Source organism: Hyphomicrobium sp. 99 (genome assembly GCF_000384335.2).
In the GTDB taxonomy this organism is placed as follows: domain Bacteria; phylum Pseudomonadota; class Alphaproteobacteria; order Rhizobiales; family Hyphomicrobiaceae; genus Hyphomicrobium_B.
In genome coordinates this window covers 699316-722107 of sequence record NZ_KQ031382.1, presented here as the reverse complement: position 1 = coordinate 722107, position 22792 = coordinate 699316, and the positions used below count along the sequence as shown (strand labels likewise).

Sequence of the window (22792 nt, the reverse complement as noted above, 5' to 3'; positions counted from 1 at the left end):
TCTCACCTCGTTCCTTCGGCGGCGGGCATTCGCTGATCGCGCGGCGTAAACCGTCCCGCGATACGCGAGGCCTGGCCGTTGGATTTGCGGCCCGAGCCGATAACGGCGACGGAGGGCGCCTCTTCCGTCAAGGTTTGCGCGAAAGCCTTGATGCGTTGGCGATCCACAGCATCGACTTCCTGGATCAGTTCCGCGACGGGGATGAGACGTCCCTGCGAAAGCAGCTGCCGCGCCATCTGTTCGGCGTTGACGGCGGAACTCTCGAGCGCCATCAGCAAACCGGCCTTCAGCTGTGCCTTCGAACGCTGCAGCTCCGCGTCCGTCGGACCGGTTTCCGCGATCTCTTCCAGCTGCTGGACCACGACGTCGGCGAGTTCGCCAACCATCTCCGGTCCAGTCGCTGCGTGCACGGACAGCATTCCGGTATCCCTCAGTCCCCAAATCGAAGAGTCGATCGAGTAGCAAAGGCCTCGATCCTCTCGAATTTCCTGAAACAACCGCGACGACATTCCACCGCCGAACAATCCCGAGAACACCTGCGCCGTGTAGAAAGCCGGGTCCAGATACGAGGGCGACGGCAAACCGATGAGAACGTGACTCTGCTCGAAGGGCTTACTCGACGCCGCAAAGCCGCCCCGATAATGCGCGGCTCGCTCGAGCCCCCGTGTCCTCCGAGTGAGCCCGCCGAATAGGGCCTCAACGTGGCGGACGATGTCTTTGTGCTGGACTGCGCCGGCAGCAGAAACGACAATCGTGTCAGGGATATAGTGCTCATCCAGATACGATCTCAGATCGGCCGCCGTAAATCGGCCGACGCTCGCCTTGGTGCCGAGGATCGGTCTGCCGATCGATTGGCCCGGAAACGCGACCCCCTGCATCAGGTCGAAGGCCATGTCATCGGGGTTATCGTCGGAGGCCGCAATTTCCTGCTGGATGACCACGCGTTCGCGGTCGAGGTCGTCGGGCGCGAATTTCGAATTGAGCAGAATATCGGCAATGAGGCCCAGCGCTACGGGCTCGTCGCCCTTCAGAACGCGCGCAAAGTAGGCCGTCGTATCGAGGCCGGTTGACGCGTTGAGGTCGCCGCCCACGCTTTCGATCTCATCGGCGATCTGGCGGGCGGAACGCGTTTTCGTGCCCTTGAATGCCATGTGCTCGAGAAAATGCGCGAGGCCATGTTGGTCCTCGCGCTCGTGGCGTGCACCGACAGCAACCCAGACGCCGAGCGAGACTGTCTCGAGAGACGGCATCCGGTGGGTGACGATGCGCAGGCCGCTCGGAAGCGTCGTGAGTTCGGTCGCCATCGCTACACCCCCGACGCGACGCGGCTGTGGCGCAATACGAATTCCTCGATCGCGTCCAAACTGTTCGGCAAGACTTCGAAACGTTCCTCATCGGTCATCAGGTGTTCGAAGCCTTTCGGCAGCGCCGGGTTCTTGCCGGTGATCGCTTCAATGGCATCGGGAAATTTCGCCGGGTGGGCCGTCGCAAGCACGACGGTTTCGCCTTGAGGCACTCTTTCGGCCGCAACAAGGGCGCAGGCCGTGTGGGGGTCGGCCACATATCCGGTTTCCGCGGCGGTCGCGCGAATGCAGCGGGCGACGTCGTTCTCGGAGGCCGAGACGGCGGCGAAGTCGGCTTTCAGTGTCGGCCACAGGGTTCCGAGTTCGAACCGGCCGTTGGAGGCCAAAGAGGTCATCAGGCTTCGGACGAGCGCGGCGTCGCGCCCCGAGGCTTCGAACAGATAGCGTTCAAAGTTCGAAGAAACCTGGATATCCATCGAGGGAGACGTCGTCGGTACGACGCCTTTCATCGCGTAAACGCCAGTTTCGACAGCGCGCGGAAGGATGTCGTTTTCGTTCGACGCGATGATCAGCTTGTCGATGGGCAAGCCCATCTTCTTGGCGACGTAGCCTGCGAAAATATCGCCGAAATTCCCGGTCGGCACCGCGAAGGACAGCGGGCCCTTGACGCCCGTCAAACGCGACGCGGCGTAGAAGTAATACGTGACTTGGGCGACGATGCGAGCCCAGTTGATGGAGTTGACGCCGGACAGCTCGACCCGATCTCGGAAAGCGTGGTCGTTGAACATTCCTTTGACGAGCGCCTGGCAGTCGTCGAACGTGCCGCGAACGGCGATCGCATGGACGTTCTTTTCCTTCGGCGTCGTCATCATGCGCCGCTGGACATCGGAGACGCGGCCCTCGGGAAAGAGGATCACGACATCGACGCGCTTTGACGTCCTGAACGCCTCGATGGCGGCGCCGCCCGTGTCGCCGGACGTCGCGCCAACGATCGTTGCTCGAGCGCCGCGCTTGGCGAGAACGTGATCCATGAGCCGCGCCAGCAGCTGCATCGCGACGTCCTTGAACGCCAGCGTCGGCCCATGAAAGAGTTCGAGGACCGTCAGGCCGGGCTTCAACGTGTGGAGCGGCGTGACCTCGGTGCTGTTGAACGTCGCGTAGGCTTCTTCGGCCATGCGGGCCAGCTCGGCGCGCGTGATGTCATCGCCGGTAAAGGGCGCGATCACTTCGACCGCGATTTCCGCGAACGACTTTTTCGGGAACGAGGCGATGGTTTCGGACGAAAGCGTCGGCCAGCTTTCGGGGAGATAAAGGCCGCCGTCTCGCGCGAGACCAGCGAGAAGAATGTCCTCGAAACCAAGCCGTTCAGCTTCCCCGCGCGTTGAGATGTATTTCAAATCTGCTCTCTTTGACTAATCCTGCCACAAGCCTAATTGGACCGGTGCCAGCGAACAACCGAGCCCCAATTCCGCCGGGCCGAATCATTCTTCCTTAGGTTGTAACTTTTTGCCGTTTACGCTCTCAAGTCGCTGTCGAGCAAAGATCGCGAAAACAACGAGAAGCGTCGCCGCGAGCCCATACCATGTAACGACGTACTGGAGATGGTTGTTCGGGATATTGATCTCCGTCGTGCCGCCCTTTGGCCAGCCGCCGGGATTTTCGACAGACGCGTCCGCGTCCAGCGAGAACGGCGCGTAAGCTTGGCTCTTTTCAGCATTGAACTGCAGGACCGAGGGCGGGCCTTGCGGTCCCCACTGCATGGCGTCGAGGTCGCGCCAATACCAGCGGTTTCCGGCGTAATCATTATCGGGGGCGAACCATGCCTTGGGATGGGCGAGGCGGACCAGTCCGGTGATCGTCACCGGGCCCGTCACTTGACCTTCGGCACGCTTCGAAGGGTCCTTCAGTTCGCTCGGAACCCATCCGCGATTGACGAAAATGGGCGGCAGGCCGCCTTCCGGGATGAGCAAGGTGTAGATATGCCAGCCCTGCGAAGCGGTCGTCGGGGCGTAGAGGTGGCGCTCGCGGCCGTAGTCGAATGTGCCGGTGATGCGCATGTGCTTGTATTCGACGTCGCCGGATTTGACGTATTCCGACAGCACAGCCGGATAAGACTCGGGCTCAGCCGTCCGCCTCTCGTCGATCTTTGAGATCAGCGAATCCTTCCAAATCATCCGATGCCATTGCCAGTTGCCGAGTCCCACAAGGATCGGCAGCATGATCAGCGTCAGAATGGTTGGGACGACCAGACCTGCGGCGCGCCAACGCGCGAACATCGTCACTCCTTGGTGAGACGGCCTTCCTCGGCCTTATTTTTGAATTGTAACGCGATCAATCCCGCCTTGAGGAAGCGCAGCAGAAAAACCGCGATGAGCGGGGTGAGAATACCCCAGAGCAGCACGTGCATCCACCATGGTACGCCGAACTTGAATTCGGCGACGAGCGCGCCGCCGACGCAAAGAAATCCGAGGATGAAGATCGCGAACACGGCAGGACCGTCGCCGGTGTCGATGAACTTGTAATCCAATCCGCAAACATCGCAGTGATCGCGCAGGTTCAGGACATTGACGAAGAGTTTGCCTTTGCCGCAGCTCGGGCACTGGCAGGTCAATGCGGTTACGAGTGGCGGAATGGGCCTAGCGTCATGGACCACGGCGATCTCGATTTCTGATGGTTCTATTTGCAGCGAATCCTGGCCCGGCAGGACCCGCGACGCAACTCTGAATAGTGCCGCGCCTCAAAGACAAGAGGCGGCTTTTGGGCCGCCTCCTGCAAAGTTCCGTTGGCTTCCGATGAGCGAGCGTTATTCGGCGCCCGGCACGATCGGGCCTGCGCCCCACACGTAGATGCAGGCGAAGAGGAACAGCCAGACGACGTCGACGAAGTGCCAGTACCAGGCAGCCGCCTCGAAGCCGAAATGCTGTTGCGGAGTGAATGCACCGCGCAGGGAACGGACCAAGCAAACGGCCAAGAAGATCGTGCCGATGATCACGTGCGCGCCGTGGAAGCCCGTCGCCATGAAAAACGTCGAGCCATAGCTGTGGCCGGCGAAGCTGAAGGCAGCGTGGCTGTATTCAAGCGCCTGGAGCGCCGTGAAGGTCATGCCAAGCAGGACTGTCAGGATGAGGCCGATGACGAGGCCACGACGGTCGTTCTTCAGCAGCGCGTGGTGAGCCCAGGTCACCGTGCAGCCCGAAGTCAACAGGATGAGCGTGTTGACGAGCGGCAGACCCCAGGGGTTGAACGTGTGCTTGAAGAAGCCCGGAACTGTGGCTGCTGTCGGATCGACGGCTGCCGGCGGCCAGTGGCCACCAAAGACTTCATCGCGCGTGACCATACCGACGATCTGGCCGGGGTTGTTCATCAGCTCGTGAACGCCGGCGGGGAAGAGCGCCGCGTCGAAATACGCCCAGAACCAAGCGACGAAGAACATCACTTCCGAAGCGATGAACAGGATCATTCCGTAGCGCAGGTGCAGCTGAACGACGGGCGTTTGGAAACCCTGATTGGCTTCGCGGATGACGTCGATCCACCATGCCCATGCGGACGCGAGAACGGCTGCTCCACCGATCGCAAAGAGCCACGGGCCCTTGACGCCGAGGATGCCTTCGCCATCGACATGCGTGCGCATCCACGCAATGGCGCCGATCGCCATGACGAGCGCCGAAAGGGAGGCCAACAGCGGCCAAGGGCTCGGATTTACGAGATGATAATCATGATGTTTTGCGTGGGTATCAGCCATTTCCGTCTCCGTCCCCTTCAGGCTCTGGCCCGTTCTTGCTTGGATAGAGAATTCGACACGGCGGTTCTAGCGCCCCATCTAACTCTCAGATCCACTTTCTTGCTTTCTTCAGAATGCACTCGTTTCAGCCCCCCGCCTTCGGCTGCGGAGGCGTAACCTCTGCCGTCGCCGCCTTAGGTACGGCCGGGAAGAAAGAATATGACAGCGTGACCTCGGGCTGTAATGCGGTGGAGCTGTCTTCGACCAGTTTCGGGTCGAGGAAGAAGGTCACCGGCATTTCAACAGTCTGGTGCGGCTGCAGCGTCTGCTCCTTGAAGCAGAAGCATTCGATCTTGTTGAAGTACGAGCCGAAGGCCTCGGGCGTGACGTTGAATATCGCCTGACCTTTGACCGGCTTGTCGGAATTGTTCGTGGCGCGGAAGAAGGCCATCGTCGTCTCGCCGATCTTCACTTCCATCTTCGAAACGTCGGGCTCGAATGTCCATGGGAGGCCCGGAGCAACGTTGGAATCGAAGCGGACCGTCAGCGTGCGGTCGAGCACCTTCCCGGCGTTATTATTCTCCGCGCGCTGAACGGTGCCGGCGTAACCGGTCGCCTTGCAGAACATGGAGTAAAGCGTCGGCGAAGCGGCGGTGATCGAGCCCATGACCGCGAGCGCGGCGAGGCAGCCGAATACAGCCCGCCGGTTTTGGCGGACGGCCTTCGCAGCGCCGTCGTCATCCCGATGCACGGTGTGGTCCTCTTTCATGCCTTACATCGTTCCTTTGGCGACGTTCCCGCCGAGTTGGACGAAGGTCGCGACGTAGAACGCTATAACCATAAAGCCGAGCGCCAACGCGATCGCGATCGAACGGCGTCGACGAATTTTCTCGGCGGCCGGATCGAGACGTTGGGGGAATTTTGGATCGTCGGTCAAAGGAGCCTCACGCAAAAAAACGATTAAATATCGCTTCACCGAAAAGAACGGCAAACAGCACGTACAAATATAGGATCGAAAACCAGAAAAGCTGACGCGCCGCCGTATCGGCTTCACGGCCTTCGGTCGTGAAGTAAACGCGAACGGCAAGACCGAGGAAGACCGCGCCGAGCGCCACCGAGCAGACGAGATACGTTATCCCGCCGAGACCGGTGAAGAAGGGCACAACGGCCAGAGGCACGAGAGCGATGGAGTAGAGCAGGATCTGTTTGCGTGTTTCGGGAAGGCCCCTAACGACCGGCAGCATCGGCACACCGACGCGCTCGTAATCGCGGCAACGGTAGAGAGACAGCGCCCAGAAGTGCGGGGGCGTCCACATGAAGATGATGAGGAACAGCAGAATGCTATCGAGGCTGATGCTGCCCGTGACGGCGGCCCAGCCGACCATTGGCGGGAATGCACCCGCCGCGCCGCCGATGACGATGTTGTAGGGCGTACGCCGCTTCAGCCACATCGTGTAGACGAAGAGATAGAAGCCGATCGTAACAGCGAGCAGCGCTCCGGCGGTCCAGTTGACCAGCACGCCAAGCGTCAGAACAGAGCAGACGCTCAAGACGCCGCCGAAGTTCAGTGCTTCGTCGCCCGTGACGCGGCCACGAGGCAAAGGACGAGCGGCCGTGCGCGCCATGCGCGCGTCGATGTCGGCGTCGTACCACATATTGAGAGCGCCCGAGGCGCCCGCTCCGATGGCGATGGAGATGATCGCAATGAAGCCGAGGATTGGATTGATCGGTCCGGGAGCCGCGACCATAGCGGCAAGCGCCGTGAAGACGACAAGCGTCATTACCCGCGGTTTCATCAGCTGGATGAAATCGCTCACGCTGGGCTCCAGCGTCAGGTCGGCTTGGCCAACTTCACTTTGAATGCTCATATCGCGGGCGCCGTCAAAAAATTCAGTTTCAGTAAATCGGATGGGCGGCGGGGCAAATGCCTCGCCCCGCCGCTCACCCATTCTAGATCAGTGGTGGTCCGTCGCGGCGATCCGCGGCAGCGTTTCGTAAGAGTGGAACGGAGGCGGTGACGACAGCGTCCATTCGAGCGTTGTCGCTCCGGGACCCCACGGATTACCCGCCGCTCTCTCCTTGCGGATGAAGTAGGCGTAGAACATGCCGAACAGGAAGACGACTACGCCAGCCGTCGTGATGTACGAGCCGATGGACGACACGCGGTTCCAGTAGGTGAACGCTTCCGGATAGTCGGCGTAGTGGCGCTGCATGCCCGACAGTCCAAGGAAGTGTTGCGGGAAGAACAGCACGTTGGCGCCGATGAACGTCAGCCAGAAGTGAAGCTTGCCGAGCGTTTCATTGTACATGTAGCCCGACATTTTCGGGAACCAGTAGTACCAGCCCGCGAAGATCGAGAACACTGCGCCGAGCGACAGCACGTAGTGGAAGTGCGCCACGACGTAATAGGTGTTGTGCAGCGAACGATCGATGCCCGCGTTTGCGCACATCACGCCCGTCACGCCACCGACCGTGAAGAGGAAGATGAATCCCAGCGCCCAGAGCATGGGCACGCGGAACTGAAGCGAACCACCCCACATCGTTGCGATCCACGAGAACACCTTGATGCCTGTTGGCACCGCGATGACCATCGTCGCGAACATGAAGTAGGCCTGCGTGTCGACGCTCAGACCCGCCGTATACATGTGGTGGGCCCAGACGATGAAGCCGACGAGACCGATCGCCACCATTGCGTAGGCCATGCCGAGGTAACCGAAGATCGGCTTCCGCGAGAACGTGGACACGATGTGGCTGATCATGCCGAAGCCCGGCAGGATGAGAATGTAAACTTCGGGGTGACCGAAGAACCAGAAGAGATGCGCGTAAAGCAGCGGATCGCCGCCACCTGCCGGATCATAGAAGGTGGTTCCGAAGTTGCGGTCCGTGAGCAGCATCGTGATCGCGCCCGCGAGAACCGGCAGCGACAGAAGCAGCAGGAACGCGGTGACGAGCACCGACCAGGCAAAGAGCGGCATCTTGTGCAGCGTCATGCCCGGAGCGCGCATGTTGAAGATCGTCGTGATGAAGTTGATGGCGCCGAGGATCGACGAAGCGCCCGCAAGATGCAGCGCCAAGATGCCGAAATCGACCGCCGGTCCCGGATGGCCAATACGTTCGGACAACGGGGCGACGAGGATCCAGCCCGCGCCTACGCCATCAGCGTCGGCCGTGCCAGGCACGAACAACGAGATGAGCAACAGCGCGAACGCTGCCGGCAGCAGCCAGAACGAGATGTTGTTCATGCGCGGGAACGCCATATCCGGCGCGCCGATCATCAACGGCACAAACCAGTTGCCGAAGCCGCCGATCATGGCGGGCATGACCATGAAGAACACCATGATCAAGCCGTGGCCCGTGACGAAGACGTTATAGATGCCTTCGTTTGCGAAGTACTGCAGACCCGGCTCCTGGAGCTCTAGTCGCATCACCACCGAAAGGAACAGGCCTATGCAGCCCGCGAAGATCGCGAACAGCAAATAGAGGGTGCCGATGTCCTTGTGGTTCGTCGAACAGAACCACCGTTTGAAAAATGGCGGGGCGTGATCGTGCCCTTCGCCTATTGCGTGTGCAGTGCTTCCCATTTCGTAGAGCCCTTGTCCCGGAAGTTTTGTCTGAACTTTTTTTTGTTGAGCGTCAGATATGTCGAGCTAGCGCCCGGCCATCATTCACTGCCGTTACTGCGCCTGAGCCACCGACTGAAAATCAACCTTGCTCGCAGTATCCGCATCGAGGATCTGCTGGGCCTTCTTCTTGTCCTTGGCCTTCACTGCCGCAATCCATGCATCATAGACCGGCTGATCGACAACCCGAACGGTTATCGGCATGGCTGAATGGAGCTTGCCGCATAGCACTGCGCACTGGCCGTGATAGGAACCGATCTTCGTGGCCTTGAACCAAACCGCCGCGACGCGACCCGGAACGGCCTGCATCTTTACGCCGAAAGACGGGATCGTCCACGAGTGGATGACGTCGTTGGACGTCACCAGGACGTCAACAACCTTGTTAACGGGAACAGCAATCTCCTGATCGACCGTCAGACGGCGAAGCTTCTTGTCCTCGTTCCAGAGAGGAATCGAAGCCTCATAGAGAGCGTTGTGGAGCGCGGCGCCCTGAAGTGAACCAAACTGCTTGTCGAAAGCTTCGTCGCCGATCTTCGCCCTGACAACGTCCTCGTCGTTGACCATGTTCGAGGTGATCGTCACCTTGTCGTCAACGTACTCATGTTCCCAGAACCAAGCGTTGCCGGTGGCCTTGATCGTCAGATCGGGCTTGGGGAAGTTGTACTGATTGAAGAGGAGGTGGAAGGAGGGGATCGAAATGCCGACGAGGATGAGGATCGGGACGATGGTCCAAGCAACCTCAAGCATCGTGTTGTGCGAGGTTCTGGACGGGGTTGGGTTCCGCTTCTCGTTGAAGCGGTACATCACGTAGACCAGCAAAACGAGAACGAACAAAACGATCACGGTGAGGATCGTATTTACGACATGAAAGAGGTCGAAGATCTGCCCCATGATCGGGGTTGCAGGAACCTGCAGACCCAGCTCGCCACTCGTAGGCTGCCCGAGGCCGGCCATGGCTGGAGACAGCCCACCGAGGGCAATCGCCAAACACGCGGCTGCCAGAACGGCAACCGCGCCAAACATCCTATTCGACATTCCTTCGCTCCCAATACGTCGGTTCAGATCCCCCTGGACCGACAGCCTCCCAGATCCATTTTCCTGACACCCCGGGCCGGCGTGTCATTGCGATTGTTTGTTGCCCAGCTTTCACGCCGGGAGAGCCCGCCGTCGCTGCGGACGAATGCCTCATCGATTTGTTAAGGCGGGTTGATAAAGAGCACAATCTGTTCGTGCCTCTCAAGTCAAGCTTTCTGCGTCATTTCTTCGCGAAATCGCTGTACCGGATCGGCGAATCAATACTCCTCATCAACGAGCGGTGGCACCTTTCGCGACAGAATTCGGCCGGATTCCTGGACGACGAAGCGCGCTCTTCCTTAGCCGCTTTATCATTGGGCTCGGCCCGCGAAAGCAAGGACCATCTTTTGTCACCGGAAAAAACGGGCTTCTGGAGCCGATGCCGTCCACTCACGCATTTGCACAAAATGATCCCCAACTCGAATAGGAGGCGGACCGCGGGGCCGCTCGCCGCTCTTCTCGCATGTGCACAAATGGCGGCAATGCTGGCGTTCCCGAACGAAGCGTTCGCCGTCGATGCGCCCGAGGGCACGGTCAAGTCGCAGCACGGGGACTGGCAGGTCGTCTGCAAAGACCCGCCGGCCGGCTCCAAAAGTCCAGTCTGCGCGCTCGTCCAAAGCGTGACAGCCGAGGACAAGAACAACATTGGCCTTACGGTTTATTTCCAGAAATTCTCGAACGGCACGCGCGTGCTCAGGGTTTTTGCGCCCCTCGGCGTGTTATTGCCGCCAGGGCTGGGCCTCAAGATCGATGACAAGGATGTCGGCCATGCACCGTTCCTGCGGTGTCATAGCTTTGCGTGCTACGCGCAAGTCGTCGTCGAAGATACGCTCATCGAGCAGTTGAAGACTGGAAAGACAGCCATCTTCATTATCTTTCAGACCGAAGAAGCGGGCATCGGCATTCCGATATCGCTCAAAGGCTTTGGCGACGCTCTGAGCGAACTGAAATGATAAAGGCCGATTGGCGACGCCAATCGGCCAAATTGGAAAGCTTCAGCTGACGCGCTTGAACGTCAGGCAACCTTGCGCTCAGCCAATTCGCCCTGGCTTTGCCGGTCGAGCAGGATCAGACCGTCCCTCTTCTGTTTGGTCGGAAGAGGCTGCACGGTTGGCGCGACGGCCCCGGCCGCCTTCTCCACCACCGCAGCGACGCGCGGAACTGTCTCCATGTATTGGCCGGCGATCGTCGTCCAAAGTTCAGCATGAGCGGAGTAAACATCCGCCGGTGTTGCCGGCTGCATCATTCGATGAGCCCAATACACGAATGCCTGGGCTTGGCGCGCTTGCAGACTTGCGACTTCGAGCTGGGTACGGCCAGCAGCTTTCAGAAATGGCTGCCAAAATATTGACGTTGTATCAACCATCTCAAAGGCTTGTTGGTAGAATTGGTAGTATAGCGAAGTATTCGCCGTACGCGCACCCTCTTGATATGCCATTGCTGCGTCCTCCCAGACACAAAATATGCTGCGGCCTTTGAAGGCCGGTTTTTCAATGCTTCTGAGCTCGTAAGTCTGACTTGGGCTAATTGTGGGTCAGTAACACGGCAGTCCTCGGGCTGCAGTTCACAGATGCGTGCTCCGGTAATCAATTCGAAGCGGCGGCATACGTGCGATCCGCCTACGGAAGGTACGCCGCCTTCACTGCAGTTCGATGACTCACGTCAAATTACGCGGTGATGAAAAAATGCAGGCACCCCGAAAAGACAACGCTACACAACCATAGTTACACAATAGTAAATTCTGCTTATTTCCGATTGGGTTGAAAACTGTTCTTCGTTCATCTTGCGTTCTTCTTGACGCCGTTCATTTCATCTCGCCTTATGTTCAAGTTGGTTAATACGCGTTTAGATAAAGCGTTTTGCGTTTGATGTTGCGTCTCGGGGGATGCCGGTGGTGGGGGCTGCTCTCCGTTGTGACCGGCTCGGTCATCGCGGTCTCGCTGGTATTTCTACCCACGTCGGCGAAGGCACAAACGAGCGATCCCCCGACCAACTGGGTCCGAGAGAAATATGGATGGCGCGAAGCTTACGGCGGCTTTGACGTCGCGCGCGATCAGTGGCTCGCCTATTCCGGAATGACGTTCGCGCTTCGGAGCGCGGATATCTACAGCGACGGCTGGCGACTTCGCATTGGCGGCGGGTATGGCCGATACAGTTACGACAGCGCCCCACCCCATACAAACTGCGGGGTTGCCAACCAAAACGACATTTGCAGCGAAGACGGACGGGCCGCGCAACATTTCCAGGTGGCGCATTCCTACGCCGAGGTTCTGCTCGGATATTATCTTCAGCTCGGCCGCTTGACCGCGAAGGCGTTCGCCGGTGCATCGATGTCGTCCGAACAACATCTCAAGCGCGATCCCAACAAAGGTGATGATGGCACCACGTTCGGCGTCAAGGGCGCGCTGGAATTGTGGCTTACGCTCAACGCGGATTCCTGGACATCGCTGGACCTCAGCTACTCGACGGCGCGCAATGAATCCTCCGCTCGGTGGCGTTCGGGCTGGCGCTTTTCGCCAAAGCTGTCGATCGGTCCGGAGCTTCGCTATGACAAAAACATCGAGACGGGGGACAACGCTTGGAACGGTCGGGCCGGTCTCTTCACGCGTTACGAATGGAGCGGCGGCGAGATATCGCTGGCTGGAGGTGGACTGTGGAGGGTCGACGATTGGTCGCCTGCCGTCCCTTCAGCCTACGGAAACATCAACGTGCTCTTCCAATATTGAGCGCGATCGCGAATATTCATTTTCTGCCGACGGTGCGGTGCTTGGAGGGAAATCGATAATGAGGATGGCGTTTGTGAAGACTTCGGCTCTCGCGCTCACAATGCTTTTCCTCGCGACCTTTCCAATGCAGGTGCTTGCGAATAATTGCGCGTCTGCTCCGGTCGTCGCCCGCGGCGAAGAAGCTCGCTACGTCTGGCTTGCGAAAACAAAGGCAAGAGCGAATTGGCGCGCAAAAGTTCGAGCCATTTCTGGACTTGGGCCGAACTTCTCAAATTGGGCGCGAGCGCAAGATACTGAAGAACGCTGCCTTACTGGGCCGGCCGGAAGTGTTTGCATCTTCACGGGCACGCCCTGCACACCCTGATCGGCGTGAGGCATTTCAATCTCACCTCGCGACGGATCGCATTCCATTGCGCTGATCAGGAAACATTTCGGCGATTTGAGAATTCGACTTCCTGAAAGTGCGCTATAAGACAGGGACGGAGGCGTCCCGCTCGTATGGCCGATTAGGAGGGATCGCATTCTTAATGACCGGACGAATTACTCAAGAATTATGCATTCATTGTTGTTGCGTTGTTTCAGATTTGCTTTTAGAGGCGCGCCCGATATGAGGCGAATTACTCCTTCGAGAACATAAATCAATCTTCCAACGCGCGCGGCGGCCGTTTGGCAGGACCTGCGCGGCGCATCTCGATTTCGAAGATTGATGGAATCCGCCCGGCCACAGGCTCGGGCGGTTGAGAGAGGAGCGGTGGGCTGCGGGACCTACTGCTCCTCTTTTTTGCGCCCCCTTGCCCGCCCCGCGGGCCATCCCGACAGAGCTTTCCCGCGGCGCTTGAGTTGCATCAGCCTTCCGACCACACCCCGAAAATTTCTACAAAACGAACACCTATTCGCCTTGACCTCTCCGCAATCGTGAACCAAACAGAATGACTATTCGTTTTTATTCTCGCTTGCACACGGACGATCACGGCGATGCCGAAGCTCAAGCCAGACACTCAGCGCGCCCGGCGAGAACACATTCTCGACGCGGCGCTCCGATGCTTTTCTCGCGGTGGGTTCCACGCCACCACGATGCAGACGATCTGTCGGGAAGCGGCCGTCAGTCCCGGCGCTCTCTACGTTTATTTCGATAGCAAGGAAGCGCTCATCGCTGGCCTCTGCGAACGCGACCGGGCGGAATTTGCCGAGCGGTTCGCCGCGCTTGCGGCCGCGCCCGATTTTCTCGAGGCGCTGAGCGCGATCGGCCAGCACTACTTCATCAATGAGGGACCCGAGAAGCAGCGTTTCGTCGTCGAGATGGGCATCGAGGCGACACGCAATCCGCGCATCGCCGAAATTTTCATGAGCGTCGACAAATTCTGCTCGGACAACTTCGAAGCGTTGTTTCGGCGTCTCCAGGAGGAAGGGCGCATTGCTCCGCGCGCGGACATCCAGACGCTCGTGAGCGTCTTCAATGTCGTCGGCGACGGAATGTTCTGGCGCCGCGCCATTTATCCGGATGCCGACATGGCCGCCATGCTGCCTGTGGTCGTCGACCTCATCGGCAGTCTGCTCAATCCAGTTAAGCGGGAACCGGTGGAACAGAAGGTTTCCCGCTCGAAGGTTTCCGCACGTGAGGGGCGTCGATGAGTCTTAGAAAATTTTTCTTCGGTCTTCTGGCTGCGGGTGCAGCGGCTGGGGGCGCCTACGTTTACGTCGAGAAGAAACATACGGCAGAAGTGCAAGCCGAGAGGCTCGAAGCCGCAAAGCCCGTTGCTGCTCCCTCCGTCACCGTTTCGAAGGTCGCGATCGAAAATTTCGTCGAGACCGCCGCCGTTTCAGGTTCGCTCGTGCCGCGCGAGGAAATTCTCGTATCGCCCGAGGTCGATGGTCTGCGCGTTCTCGAGCTTCTCGCGGACGAAGGCGACAAAGTCAAAAAGGGTCAGGTTCTCGCGCGCCTCGTCGCGGAGCAGCTCGATGCGCAGCTTGCGCAAAACGATGCAAATATTGCGCGGGCCGATGCTGCCATCGCGCAGGCTGAGAGCCAGATCGTGCAATCGGAAGCGCAGTCGAAAGAAGCGACCGCGCAATTCGAACGCGCCGTGCCCTTGAAGCAATCCGGATATCTCTCAGGCTCGACCTACGATCAGCGCGAGAGTGCGGCACACACGACTGCGGCGCAGCTCATCGCGGCGCGCGACGGGCTTACGGCCGCGAAAGCAGAGAAAGCGCAAGTCGAGGCGCAACGCCGAGAACTCTTGTGGCGCCGGAACAATACCCAAGTGACCGCGCCTGCAGACGGCGTCATCAGCCGGCGCATGGGACGCATCGGCGCGATGGCATCAACGGTCGGGGAACCGATGTTCCGCATCATTGAAAACGGTGAAATTGAACTCGATGCCGAGATCGTCGAAACCGAGTTGAAGAAGGTCAAGGTCGGGCAAAAGGCGGTCGTCACCGTGCCCCAGAACGGCGACTTCGAAGGAACGGTTCGCCTCGTCTCGCCCGAAGTCGACAAGACGACCCGGCTTGGCCGCGTGAAGATCTTCCTCGGCGTCAATCCGGCGCTCAGGATCGGTTCGTACGCACGCGGCCGCATCGAGACGGATTCGAGCCGCGGCCTTGCTGTTCCGGCTTCGGCCGTCACCTTCAATCAAGGTTCCACATCCGTACAGGTCGTCAGGGACGATACGGTTCAAAAACATCAGGTTTCGGTGGGCTTGGTTTCCGGCGATCTCGTCGAGATCAAAGACGGCGTCAAAGATGGCGATCTGGTTGTCACGCGTTCGGGGACCTTTTTACGCGACGGTGACGTCGTGCGCCCGGTCTTGCCCGAGGCGCGGGTGAGCGAGGCGAAGTAATGCGCATCAATATTTCCGCCTGGTCGATACGCCGACCGGTTCCGTCTATCGTGCTCTTCGCCGTGCTGATGCTGCTCGGCGCGCTGAGCTTTAAATCGCTGCCCGTCACGCGCTTTCCCAACATCGACGTTCCGATCATTTCGGTGAAGGTCACGCAATCAGGCGCCGCGCCTGCGGAACTCGAGACACAGGTGACGAAAGTCATCGAAGACGTCGTCGCCAATATCACCGGCGTCAAGCACATCACTTCGACACTGACCGACGGCCTATCGGCAACCGTGCTGGAATTCAGGCTCGAGACGAATACCGACCGGGCGTTGAACGACGTCAGAGACGCCGTTGCGAAAATTCGCGCCGATCTTCCGCGTACAATCGACGAGCCGGTCATCGAACGCGTCGACGTCGAAGGCCAAGCGATCCTGTCGTTTGCGGCGACGTCGCCCGGAATGACGCTCGAAGAGCTTTCGTGGCATGTCGACGACGTCATCAAGCGCAAGCTGCAGGCGACGAAGGGCGTCGGCCGCGTCGAGCGCTACGGCGGCGTCGATCGAGAAATTCGCATCAATCTCGATCCCGATAAGCTTCTCGCTTACGGCATCACCGCGGCGCAGGTGAACGCCCAAGTCCGTGCGACAAACGTCGATCTCGGGTCGGGCCGCGGGGAAGTCGGCAGCCAGGAGCAAGCGATCCGCACGCTTGCCGGCGCGCGCCAGGTCGAGGCGTTGTCAGATGCCAAAATTATCCTCGCGGGTGGACGCGAAGTTCGCCTCAAGGACCTGGGCCGTGTCATCGACGATGCCAGCGAGCAGCGATCTTTCGGACGTCTCAACGGCCAGCCTGTCGTCTCGTTCTCGGTTTTTCGCACCAAGGGCACGAGCGATCTTTCGGTGGCGGATGCCGTCAACGCATCGCTCAAAAGTCTCGAAGCCGAATATCCCGACGTCAAACTGACGAAGATCGACGACGCGGTCGCCTATACGCGCGGCAACTACGTTGCGGCGATGGAAACGCTGGTCGAGGGCGCCGTGCTGGCGGTGCTCGTCGTGTTCGTCTTCCTTCGCAACTGGCGCGCGACGCTCATTTCCGCTATTGCGCTGCCGCTCGCGGCCATACCGACATTCTGGGCGATGAGCGCGCTCGGATTTTCGCTCAATCTCGTCAGCCTGCTCGGCATCACGCTCGCAACCGGCATTCTCGTCGACGACGCGATCGTCGAGATCGAGAATATCGTGCGCCATATGCACATGGGGAAATCCCCCTATCGCGCGGCAATCGAGGCCGCCGACGAAATCGGCCTCGCCGTCATCGCCATCACGCTGACGATCGTCGCGATCTTCGCGCCCGTGTCGTTCATGGGCGGCATCGCGGGCCAGTACTTCAAGCAGTTCGGCATGACCGTCGCGGTGGCGGTGCTCGTGTCACTCTTAGTGGCGCGTCTGATAACGCCGATGATGGCTGCCTATCTGTTGCGCCCCATTCCGGAAGAGCCGCACGTGGACGGCGCGATCATGCGCTCCTACACCCGGTTTCTTGGGGCGACGCTGCGCCATCGCTATTTGACATTGATCTCGGGCGTCGCGCTTTTCTCCGCGTCCATCTATGCGACGACGCTGTTGCCGACCGGCTTCCTTCCCGATGAAGACACATCTCGCATCGTCGTGTCGGTTGAATTACCGCCGGGAACGCAGCTCGACGAGACGCGCGCTACGACCGATGAACTCGTCAAGTCGCTTCGGACCATTCCCGAGGTCACTCAGGTGTTCGTGCTTGGTGGCACGAGCCCGACGGGTCAGCTTGAAGTTCGCCGCGCGTCGCTTTTCGTGAAGCTCGTTCCCAAGACACAGCGCAAGCTTACGCAGAAGCAGCTCAAGTCGATCATCGCTGCAAAGATTTCCGACGTTCCCGATACGCGCGCCTGGTACGTCAACGAGCGCGGCGAGCGAGAGCTTTCGTTCTCGATGCTGTCGCGCAACGGCGATGATTTGAACGATGCTATCGGCAAGGTCGAGACGGCATTGCGCAGCGTTCCGGGATTCCGCAACGTCGCCGCGTCCGGCTCGACGGAGCGGCCCGAAATTCGCATCGTGCCGCGCCTCGATGTTGCGGCTCGCCTCGGCATCGCTCCCGATCAGATCGCGGAGGCCATTCGTGTCGCAACGATCGGCGACACGGGATTCAACCTTGCGAAGTTCACGATCGGCGACCGGCAAATTCCGATCCGCGTGCAGCTCGAGGAGAGCATGCGGTCGGACCTCAAACAGATCGAGCAATTGCGCCTGACCAACTCCGCCGGAAAAGCAATTCCATTGACGGCGGTTGCGACAGTCGAATTCGGACGCGGTCCGGCGTCCGTTGAGCGCTTCGATCGGTTGCGGCGCGCGGTCGTCGGGGTCGATCTCGATCGCGGCGTAGCTTTGAGTACGGCGCGCGAAGAGTTTCTCAATGTCGTTCAGGGTTTGAAGCTGCCTGAAACGGTGACGTTGCAGCCGTCCGGCGATGCGGAGGTTCAGGACGAGGTCGCGGATGGATTCATCACAGCGATGGGCACCGGCGTTTTGATCGTGCTTGGCCTGTTGCTCCTGCTCTTCGGTAGCGTGTTTCAGCCGATCACGATCCTCTTGTCGTTGCCACTGTCGTTCGGCGGCGTTGCGTTGAGTTTGCTCGTCACCAACAATCCGATCAGCATGCCGGTTTACATCGGCCTCCTGATGCTCATGGGCATTGTGACGAAGAACGCGATCATGCTCGTCGACTTTGCGATCGAGGAGATTGCTGCAGGCGTGGATCGCCGCACTGCGATCATTGATGCTGGCCGCAAGCGCGCGCGACCCATCATCATGACGACGCTGGCGATGGCGGCGGGCATGCTCCCCAGCGCTTTTGCACTCGGCGACGGCGGCGAATTCCGCGCGCCGATGGCGATTGCGGTGATTGGCGGCTTGTTGGTTTCGACGATGCTGTCACTGGTTTTCGTGCCGTCGTTCTTTACCGTGATGGACGACCTCGGCAATCTGATGCAGCGCGTTTTCGGGCGCTTCATCGGTCCGCGGGACGAGCCGCCTGACGAAGCCCAGACGACACCGGCCAAGTCGCCCAACGCCCAGAGCCATCGTCCGTTGCCGCTCGCCGCGGAATAAATCCGAAAGGAATGTTGCGAGGGCTGATTGTGCATGAGGGAGCGCGTGCCTACGTTCCAGCCCGAGCGGCTGCAACAGAAGGACCCCCGCCATGTTCGACGCCAAATCCATGCTCGAAAATATTGTTCGCGGAGCAGCGCCTGCGAACTCTTCAACACCAACACAACCGAATGGCAGCGGCCAGCCGAACGGCGGCAGCATTGGAGATATTTTGAATGACATTCTCCGGAACGCCGGGGGCGGAAGTGGTGCAAGTGCGCAAACGGGCGCCGGCAGCGGCGGCGGTTTTGGAGATATTCTGAACCAGATCGGCCGAAGCCTTTCCCAAGCGCAGGCTCAAGCACCCGGTGCAACGCAAACGTCGCCGCCATCTGGTCAGACTCAGCCCGGGCAGATGGGTGGAACTTCCGGTTCGGATTTGCAGAGCATCTTCGAGGAGATCAAGAACAAGCTCGGCCAAGCAGGCGGTTCGGTTACAGGCAGCGGCGGCAGCATCGGGGATATTCTGAGCAATGTCCTTACACAGGCGACGCAGGGCGTTCGAGAAGGTTCGGCGCGCATCGGCAACGAGACCGGCGCGAGCGATGCTCTCGGGCGCCTGGCATCTGATCCGCAAGCGGCACAGATCCTCGGAAAGTTGAAAGACTTCATTCAAAACAATCCTTACTCCGCGGGTGCAGCTGCGGGCGGACTCGGCGGTCTGCTGCTCGGAACGAGTTCGGGCCGATCGGTTGCGGCAGGCGCTGCGAAGCTCGGCGCAATCGCGATGATCGGTGGCCTCGCCTACAAGGCCTTGCAAAACTACCAGGCAGGAAAACCCCTCATTACAGGCGCTACGCCATCCGCGACCGAGGTGCCGCCGACGGGCTCAGGCTTCGAGCCCGCAGCCGTGACGAACGACGCGGCGGTCAACTACGTGCAAGCGATGATCGCGGCGGCGGCAGCCGACGGGCGGATAGACGCCAGCGAGCACGAGAAGATCATTTCCGGTCTAAGCCAGGCTGGTCTCGACCGTCAGTCGGAAGAGTTCCTCGCGAATGAACTCAACAATCCGAAATCTGTTGAAGAACTGGCGGCGTCATGCGCGACGCCACAGGAAGCCTGCCAACTTTACACGGCAGCTCGCATCGCCATTTCCGACAATTCTCCAGCGGAAGCGCAGTTTTTATCAGCACTCGCGAGTGCCCTTAGACTCGATCCGCGGCTGACTGCGCAGATCGATGCGACGGCGCGGGCGGCAGCCTGAAGCTGCCGTCTCGAACGAATAAGAAAAGGGCGCCCGCTGATCGCGGACGCCCTTTTTGCTGTCAGGCTAAACTGATTAGTTCGTTTTCGTGCCGCTCGATGCGTTCGCGGCCTGATTGTCGAGCTTGAAGAAGGTGTCGACGCGCATGCCGGTGAAAAGCGGCGGGTGATCATCGAGCGAGACCATGACTTCGACAACCTCGACATCGTTCGGACGGCGCGGACCGCGGGTTGCAATTCGCGGAGCTGCCAACGACTGCGAGATCGATGTGACGGTGCCTTCGAAGGTCTTATCCGGGAAGGCGTCCGCCTTCACGACGACGCGCTGACCGACGTGAACTCTTGCAGCGTCTCGCTCTTCGACTTCTGCGCGAAGGCGAAGACTCGACATGTCGCCGAAGACCACGACGGAGCTTTCGGGCGAGGGAACCGCGGTTTCACCGACGCGGGCCAAAACATTCAGAACGGTGCCGTCAGCCGGTGCGCGAATACGCGTACGCTCGAGGGCGAGTTCAGCCGAGGTCAGATCCGAACGGGCGAGAGCCAGTGACGATTCCAAACGCTGCTGCAGGGGCATGTTCGGCTGAGCATTGACCTGCGCAAGCTTCTTCTTTGCGGCGGCCAAAGCGTCGACCTTATCAGCGAGATTCTTGCGAGCCTTTTCGACCGCGTCGGCATCGCCTTTTTCGGTTTTCTGAGCGCGGTAAGCTGAGTCGAAAGCCTCGTGGGCGGCGAAAACGTCACGCTGCGCTTTGGCGACCGCGTCTTCGGCGTTGCGGCGATCGAGAGCCGGACCCGTTGCCGCTTCTTCGCTGCGCTCACGCTCGCGAACGCTGGCTTCGGCGGAGGCCGCTGCGATCTTGTTGTAATAATCGGCGTCGTCGAGGCGGATCAGGAGATCGCCGGCTTTCACTTGATCGTTGGTGTTAGCCAGGACCTCGGCAATCTTGCCGCCGACTTCGCTGGCGATGCGAACTTCACCGTCCTTCGGCTCAACTCTCGCGGTGGCGGATGCCGCCCATTGCGCGGCAGGCGCCGTGGTATCGGCGTGCGCCGAGCCTGTCACACCCGAGAACATCGTCTCGCTGTGCGTCAGGGAGTTAAAAGCAAAACCACCCAGCAACGCCAGGGCGCCAGCGGCCAGAATGGCCGAGACGTTGGGATCAATCTTCTTAAGCATGCAGCTTTCGCCTCTTCGTCAAATCCGTGATTTCGGGGGCATCGATGCCTTCCGGCCGGCGCTCTTCGCCGACGATTCTTCCGTCTTCGATGCGTACGACGCGATCGGCGTAACCCAAGGTTCGCGGGTCGTGCGTTACAGCAAGCACGCTGCGATGCTGTTCCTTGGCAATGCGCGACAGTAGCGCCATCACCGCGTGTCCGTTCTCGCTGTCGAGCGCGGCGGTCGGTTCGTCAGCGAGCACGATCGAGGGTGAACTTGCGATCGCGCGAGCGACCGCGACCCGCTGCTGTTCGCCGCCCGACAGGTTGCGCGGATAGTTGGTCAGGCGGTGGCCGAGACCCACTTCACGCAGAACCTCTTCCGAGCGGCTCGTAGCAGCGAAACCTTTGACGCCCCTGACGTCGAGAGCGATGCGAACGTTCTCGATCGCATTCAACGTCGGGAACAGGTTGTAGGATTGGAAAATGAAACCGAGGTGTTCCCTACGCACCTTGGCCAGTTCTTCAGCGGACAAGCCGTCGATGAGCTTACCGGCGATGCGGATGCTTCCCGATGTCGGCTTCATGATGCAGCCGAGGATCGAGAGAAGCGTGGTTTTGCCAGAGCCCGAAGGCCCCATCAGAAGCGTCAGCTCCCCGGGGACCAGCTCCAGTGAGACGCCTTTGACGGCGACCACCAAGCCAGCGCCGGAGCCAAGCTCCTTGACGATATTATCCGCTTGCATGACGGGGGTCGTTGTCATCTCGCAAACACCGTAGCCGGATCTATCTTCGTTACTTTGACGATGGCCGAAAGCGCCGAGATCGCGCACATGAATAGCGTCAGTGCGAAAAGCCAGAATGCCAAGCCCGGCGTCATCACCAACGGCAACGACGAATTCCTACTCAAGTAGAGTATCAATAAGGCAATTACCATGCCGAGCACGTAACCCATGATCGCGCTCAAGCCGGCCTGAGCCAAAATAACTTTGTAGATGTAGCCTCTAGACGATCCGAGAGCGCGGAGCGTTGCAAATTCGTGAATGTGATCCTTCGTGCTCGAGTACAGCGTCTGAGCGACGATGACGGTTCCCACGAGGCTGCCGAGGATCGCGCCGCCGATAAGCGCCAAGCCCGCGCCCGTGCGGAAGAGCCATTGCTTGAGGCTGCGGCTTTCGAATTCGTCCTTGGTCAGCACGTCAGCTGAATCGAGGCGATGCGCGAGATCTTTTTGAACGTTGGTGATGTTCGCTCCGGGAGCAAGCTTCACGAGCAGGAAAGTTGTCTTATCGTCATCGACGCCGAGCAACTGCCGAGCACGGCTGAGCGTCGTGTATGCATAAGGCGATTGCGTGAAGGAGCGGATGCCTTCCGTCAGTGCCCGGATCTTGACGCGGCCGTTCGCGGCCTGGGCCGTGTCGCCGACGCCGTTGACGCCGAGCTCGCTCAGGTACGTGCGATCAACGGCGATGGCGTCGGGCGCCTTGATGTCTTCAACCGTTCCTTGCGTCAGGCCCCAAGGAACGAGGCCCTGATCGTCAGCATCGGCGCCGATAAGAACCACACGCGAGGAACCGCCTTCGGGCTTGCGCCATTCTGCGAAGGCGACGACCAAAGGCACGACGCTTTCGACGCCGGGGGTCGCCAGCGCCTGGTGACGCTCGCGATCGCCCAACAGGAGACCGCCGTCTTCGAAGCTTTTAGCGCCGAAGGTCGTCACGATGAGGTCTGCGTTCGAGCGGGCAATATTGGCCGTGATCATCCGGCTCGACCCGAGGTATAAACCGAGTTGCACAGCCACAAGGACGATGGAGAAAAGAATACCAATAAGCGTAACCGCCAAGCGAACGCGATCGTGCAACAAGTTACGAAGCGCGAGAGTAAAAACCATGTATCTGCCGGATCTCTCAGAGTGTTTCTAATTGGCCTTAGGGCCTACAAAGGGCGCGAACTCCGCATTA

General features: G+C 59.8%; 20 protein-coding genes. 6 read left to right on the top strand and 14 right to left on the bottom strand.

Annotated elements, in window-relative coordinates; all coding sequences use genetic code 11:
• Positions 1 to 2: 2 nt before the first annotated feature.
• From G359_RS03775 to coxB, 10 genes are all read right to left on the bottom strand, one after another.
• On the bottom strand, positions 3 to 1304 hold the full coding sequence (locus tag G359_RS03775; RefSeq protein WP_045835049.1) for a M16 family metallopeptidase: 1302 nt from the start codon (positions 1302 to 1304) through the stop codon (positions 3 to 5).
• 2 nt (positions 1305 to 1306) lie between these two features.
• Positions 1307 to 2701, bottom strand: a complete 1395-nt coding sequence (gene thrC, locus G359_RS03770; RefSeq protein ID WP_045835048.1) for a threonine synthase — start codon at positions 2699 to 2701, stop codon at positions 1307 to 1309.
• A gap of 84 nt (positions 2702 to 2785) precedes the next feature.
• A complete protein-coding gene (locus tag G359_RS03765; RefSeq protein WP_045835047.1) occupies positions 2786 to 3580 on the bottom strand; it encodes an SURF1 family protein in 795 nt (264 codons plus the stop codon).
• A gap of 2 nt (positions 3581 to 3582) precedes the next feature.
• Positions 3583 to 3957: a DUF983 domain-containing protein gene (locus G359_RS03760; protein ID WP_082072783.1), complete on the bottom strand. Its 375-nt coding sequence runs from the start codon at positions 3955 to 3957 to the stop codon at positions 3583 to 3585.
• A 150-nt stretch (positions 3958 to 4107) separates the two neighbouring features.
• On the bottom strand, positions 4108 to 5046 hold the full coding sequence (locus G359_RS03755; protein ID WP_045835045.1) for a cytochrome c oxidase subunit 3: 939 nt from the start codon (positions 5044 to 5046) through the stop codon (positions 4108 to 4110).
• 124 nt (positions 5047 to 5170) lie between these two features.
• Positions 5171 to 5794, bottom strand: coding sequence for a cytochrome c oxidase assembly protein (locus tag G359_RS03750; RefSeq protein ID WP_045835044.1), 624 nt, complete (start codon positions 5792 to 5794; stop codon positions 5171 to 5173).
• A 3-nt stretch (positions 5795 to 5797) separates the two neighbouring features.
• Positions 5798 to 5962, bottom strand: coding sequence for a protein CoxF (locus G359_RS03745; protein WP_082072782.1), 165 nt, complete (start codon positions 5960 to 5962; stop codon positions 5798 to 5800).
• A 7-nt stretch (positions 5963 to 5969) separates the two neighbouring features.
• Positions 5970 to 6893, bottom strand: coding sequence for a heme o synthase (locus G359_RS03740; protein ID WP_045837609.1), 924 nt, complete (start codon positions 6891 to 6893; stop codon positions 5970 to 5972).
• Between the two features lie 87 nt (positions 6894 to 6980).
• Positions 6981 to 8606 carry a cytochrome c oxidase subunit I gene (ctaD, locus tag G359_RS03735; RefSeq protein WP_045835042.1) on the bottom strand — a complete coding sequence of 542 codons (1626 nt, stop codon included), beginning with the start codon at positions 8604 to 8606 and terminating at the stop codon, positions 6981 to 6983.
• Between the two features lie 93 nt (positions 8607 to 8699).
• Positions 8700 to 9680, bottom strand: coding sequence for a cytochrome c oxidase subunit II (coxB, locus tag G359_RS03730; protein ID WP_052699174.1), 981 nt, complete (start codon positions 9678 to 9680; stop codon positions 8700 to 8702).
• Positions 9681 to 10192: 512 nt separating this feature from the next.
• On the opposite strand from coxB, the gene G359_RS03725 reads away from it, so the two are divergent.
• Complete coding sequence (locus tag G359_RS03725; protein ID WP_245279920.1) at positions 10193 to 10672, top strand: invasion associated locus B family protein; 480 nt, start codon at positions 10193 to 10195, stop codon at positions 10670 to 10672.
• Between the two features lie 62 nt (positions 10673 to 10734).
• Here G359_RS03725 and G359_RS03720 read toward each other — a convergent pair whose 3' ends face one another.
• Positions 10735 to 11157 (bottom strand): hypothetical protein, encoded by a 423-nt coding sequence (locus G359_RS03720; protein WP_045835040.1) that lies wholly within the window; start codon positions 11155 to 11157, stop codon positions 10735 to 10737.
• Between the two features lie 475 nt (positions 11158 to 11632).
• On the opposite strand from G359_RS03720, the gene bcsS reads away from it, so the two are divergent.
• The 5 genes from bcsS to G359_RS03690 all read left to right on the top strand — a co-directional run bounded on the left by bcsS (position 11633) and on the right by G359_RS03690 (position 19671).
• Positions 11633 to 12445 (top strand): cellulose biosynthesis protein BcsS, encoded by an 813-nt coding sequence (gene bcsS / locus G359_RS03715; protein WP_245279919.1) that lies wholly within the window; start codon positions 11633 to 11635, stop codon positions 12443 to 12445.
• A 975-nt stretch (positions 12446 to 13420) separates the two neighbouring features.
• Positions 13421 to 14077, top strand: coding sequence for a TetR/AcrR family transcriptional regulator (locus tag G359_RS03705; protein ID WP_045835038.1), 657 nt, complete (start codon positions 13421 to 13423; stop codon positions 14075 to 14077).
• Entirely contained in the window at positions 14074 to 15288 is a 1215-nt protein-coding gene (locus G359_RS03700) for an efflux RND transporter periplasmic adaptor subunit (RefSeq protein ID WP_045835037.1), read from the top strand. Before G359_RS03705 ends, G359_RS03700 begins: the two co-directional genes overlap by 4 nt.
• The gene (locus G359_RS03695; RefSeq protein ID WP_045835036.1) at positions 15288 to 18425 is read left to right on the top strand and encodes an efflux RND transporter permease subunit; all 3138 of its coding nucleotides are present in this window, start codon (positions 15288 to 15290) and stop codon (positions 18423 to 18425) included. The genes G359_RS03700 and G359_RS03695 overlap by 1 nt, the downstream gene beginning before the upstream one ends.
• A 91-nt stretch (positions 18426 to 18516) precedes the next feature.
• Positions 18517 to 19671 carry a tellurite resistance TerB family protein gene (locus G359_RS03690; RefSeq protein WP_045835035.1) on the top strand — a complete coding sequence of 385 codons (1155 nt, stop codon included), beginning with the start codon at positions 18517 to 18519 and terminating at the stop codon, positions 19669 to 19671.
• A gap of 75 nt (positions 19672 to 19746) precedes the next feature.
• On the opposite strand, the gene G359_RS03685 is transcribed toward G359_RS03690, so the two are convergent.
• From G359_RS03685 to G359_RS03675, 3 genes are read right to left on the bottom strand one after another with little or no spacing between them, the layout of a single operon-like run.
• Complete coding sequence (locus tag G359_RS03685; RefSeq protein ID WP_045835034.1) at positions 19747 to 20850, bottom strand: HlyD family secretion protein; 1104 nt, start codon at positions 20848 to 20850, stop codon at positions 19747 to 19749.
• Positions 20843 to 21595: an ABC transporter ATP-binding protein gene (locus G359_RS03680; RefSeq protein WP_045835033.1), complete on the bottom strand. Its 753-nt coding sequence runs from the start codon at positions 21593 to 21595 to the stop codon at positions 20843 to 20845. The genes G359_RS03685 and G359_RS03680 overlap by 8 nt, the downstream gene beginning before the upstream one ends.
• Positions 21592 to 22722, bottom strand: coding sequence for an ABC transporter permease (locus tag G359_RS03675; RefSeq protein WP_045835032.1), 1131 nt, complete (start codon positions 22720 to 22722; stop codon positions 21592 to 21594). The genes G359_RS03680 and G359_RS03675 overlap by 4 nt, the downstream gene beginning before the upstream one ends.
• Positions 22723 to 22792 lie beyond the last annotated feature (70 nt).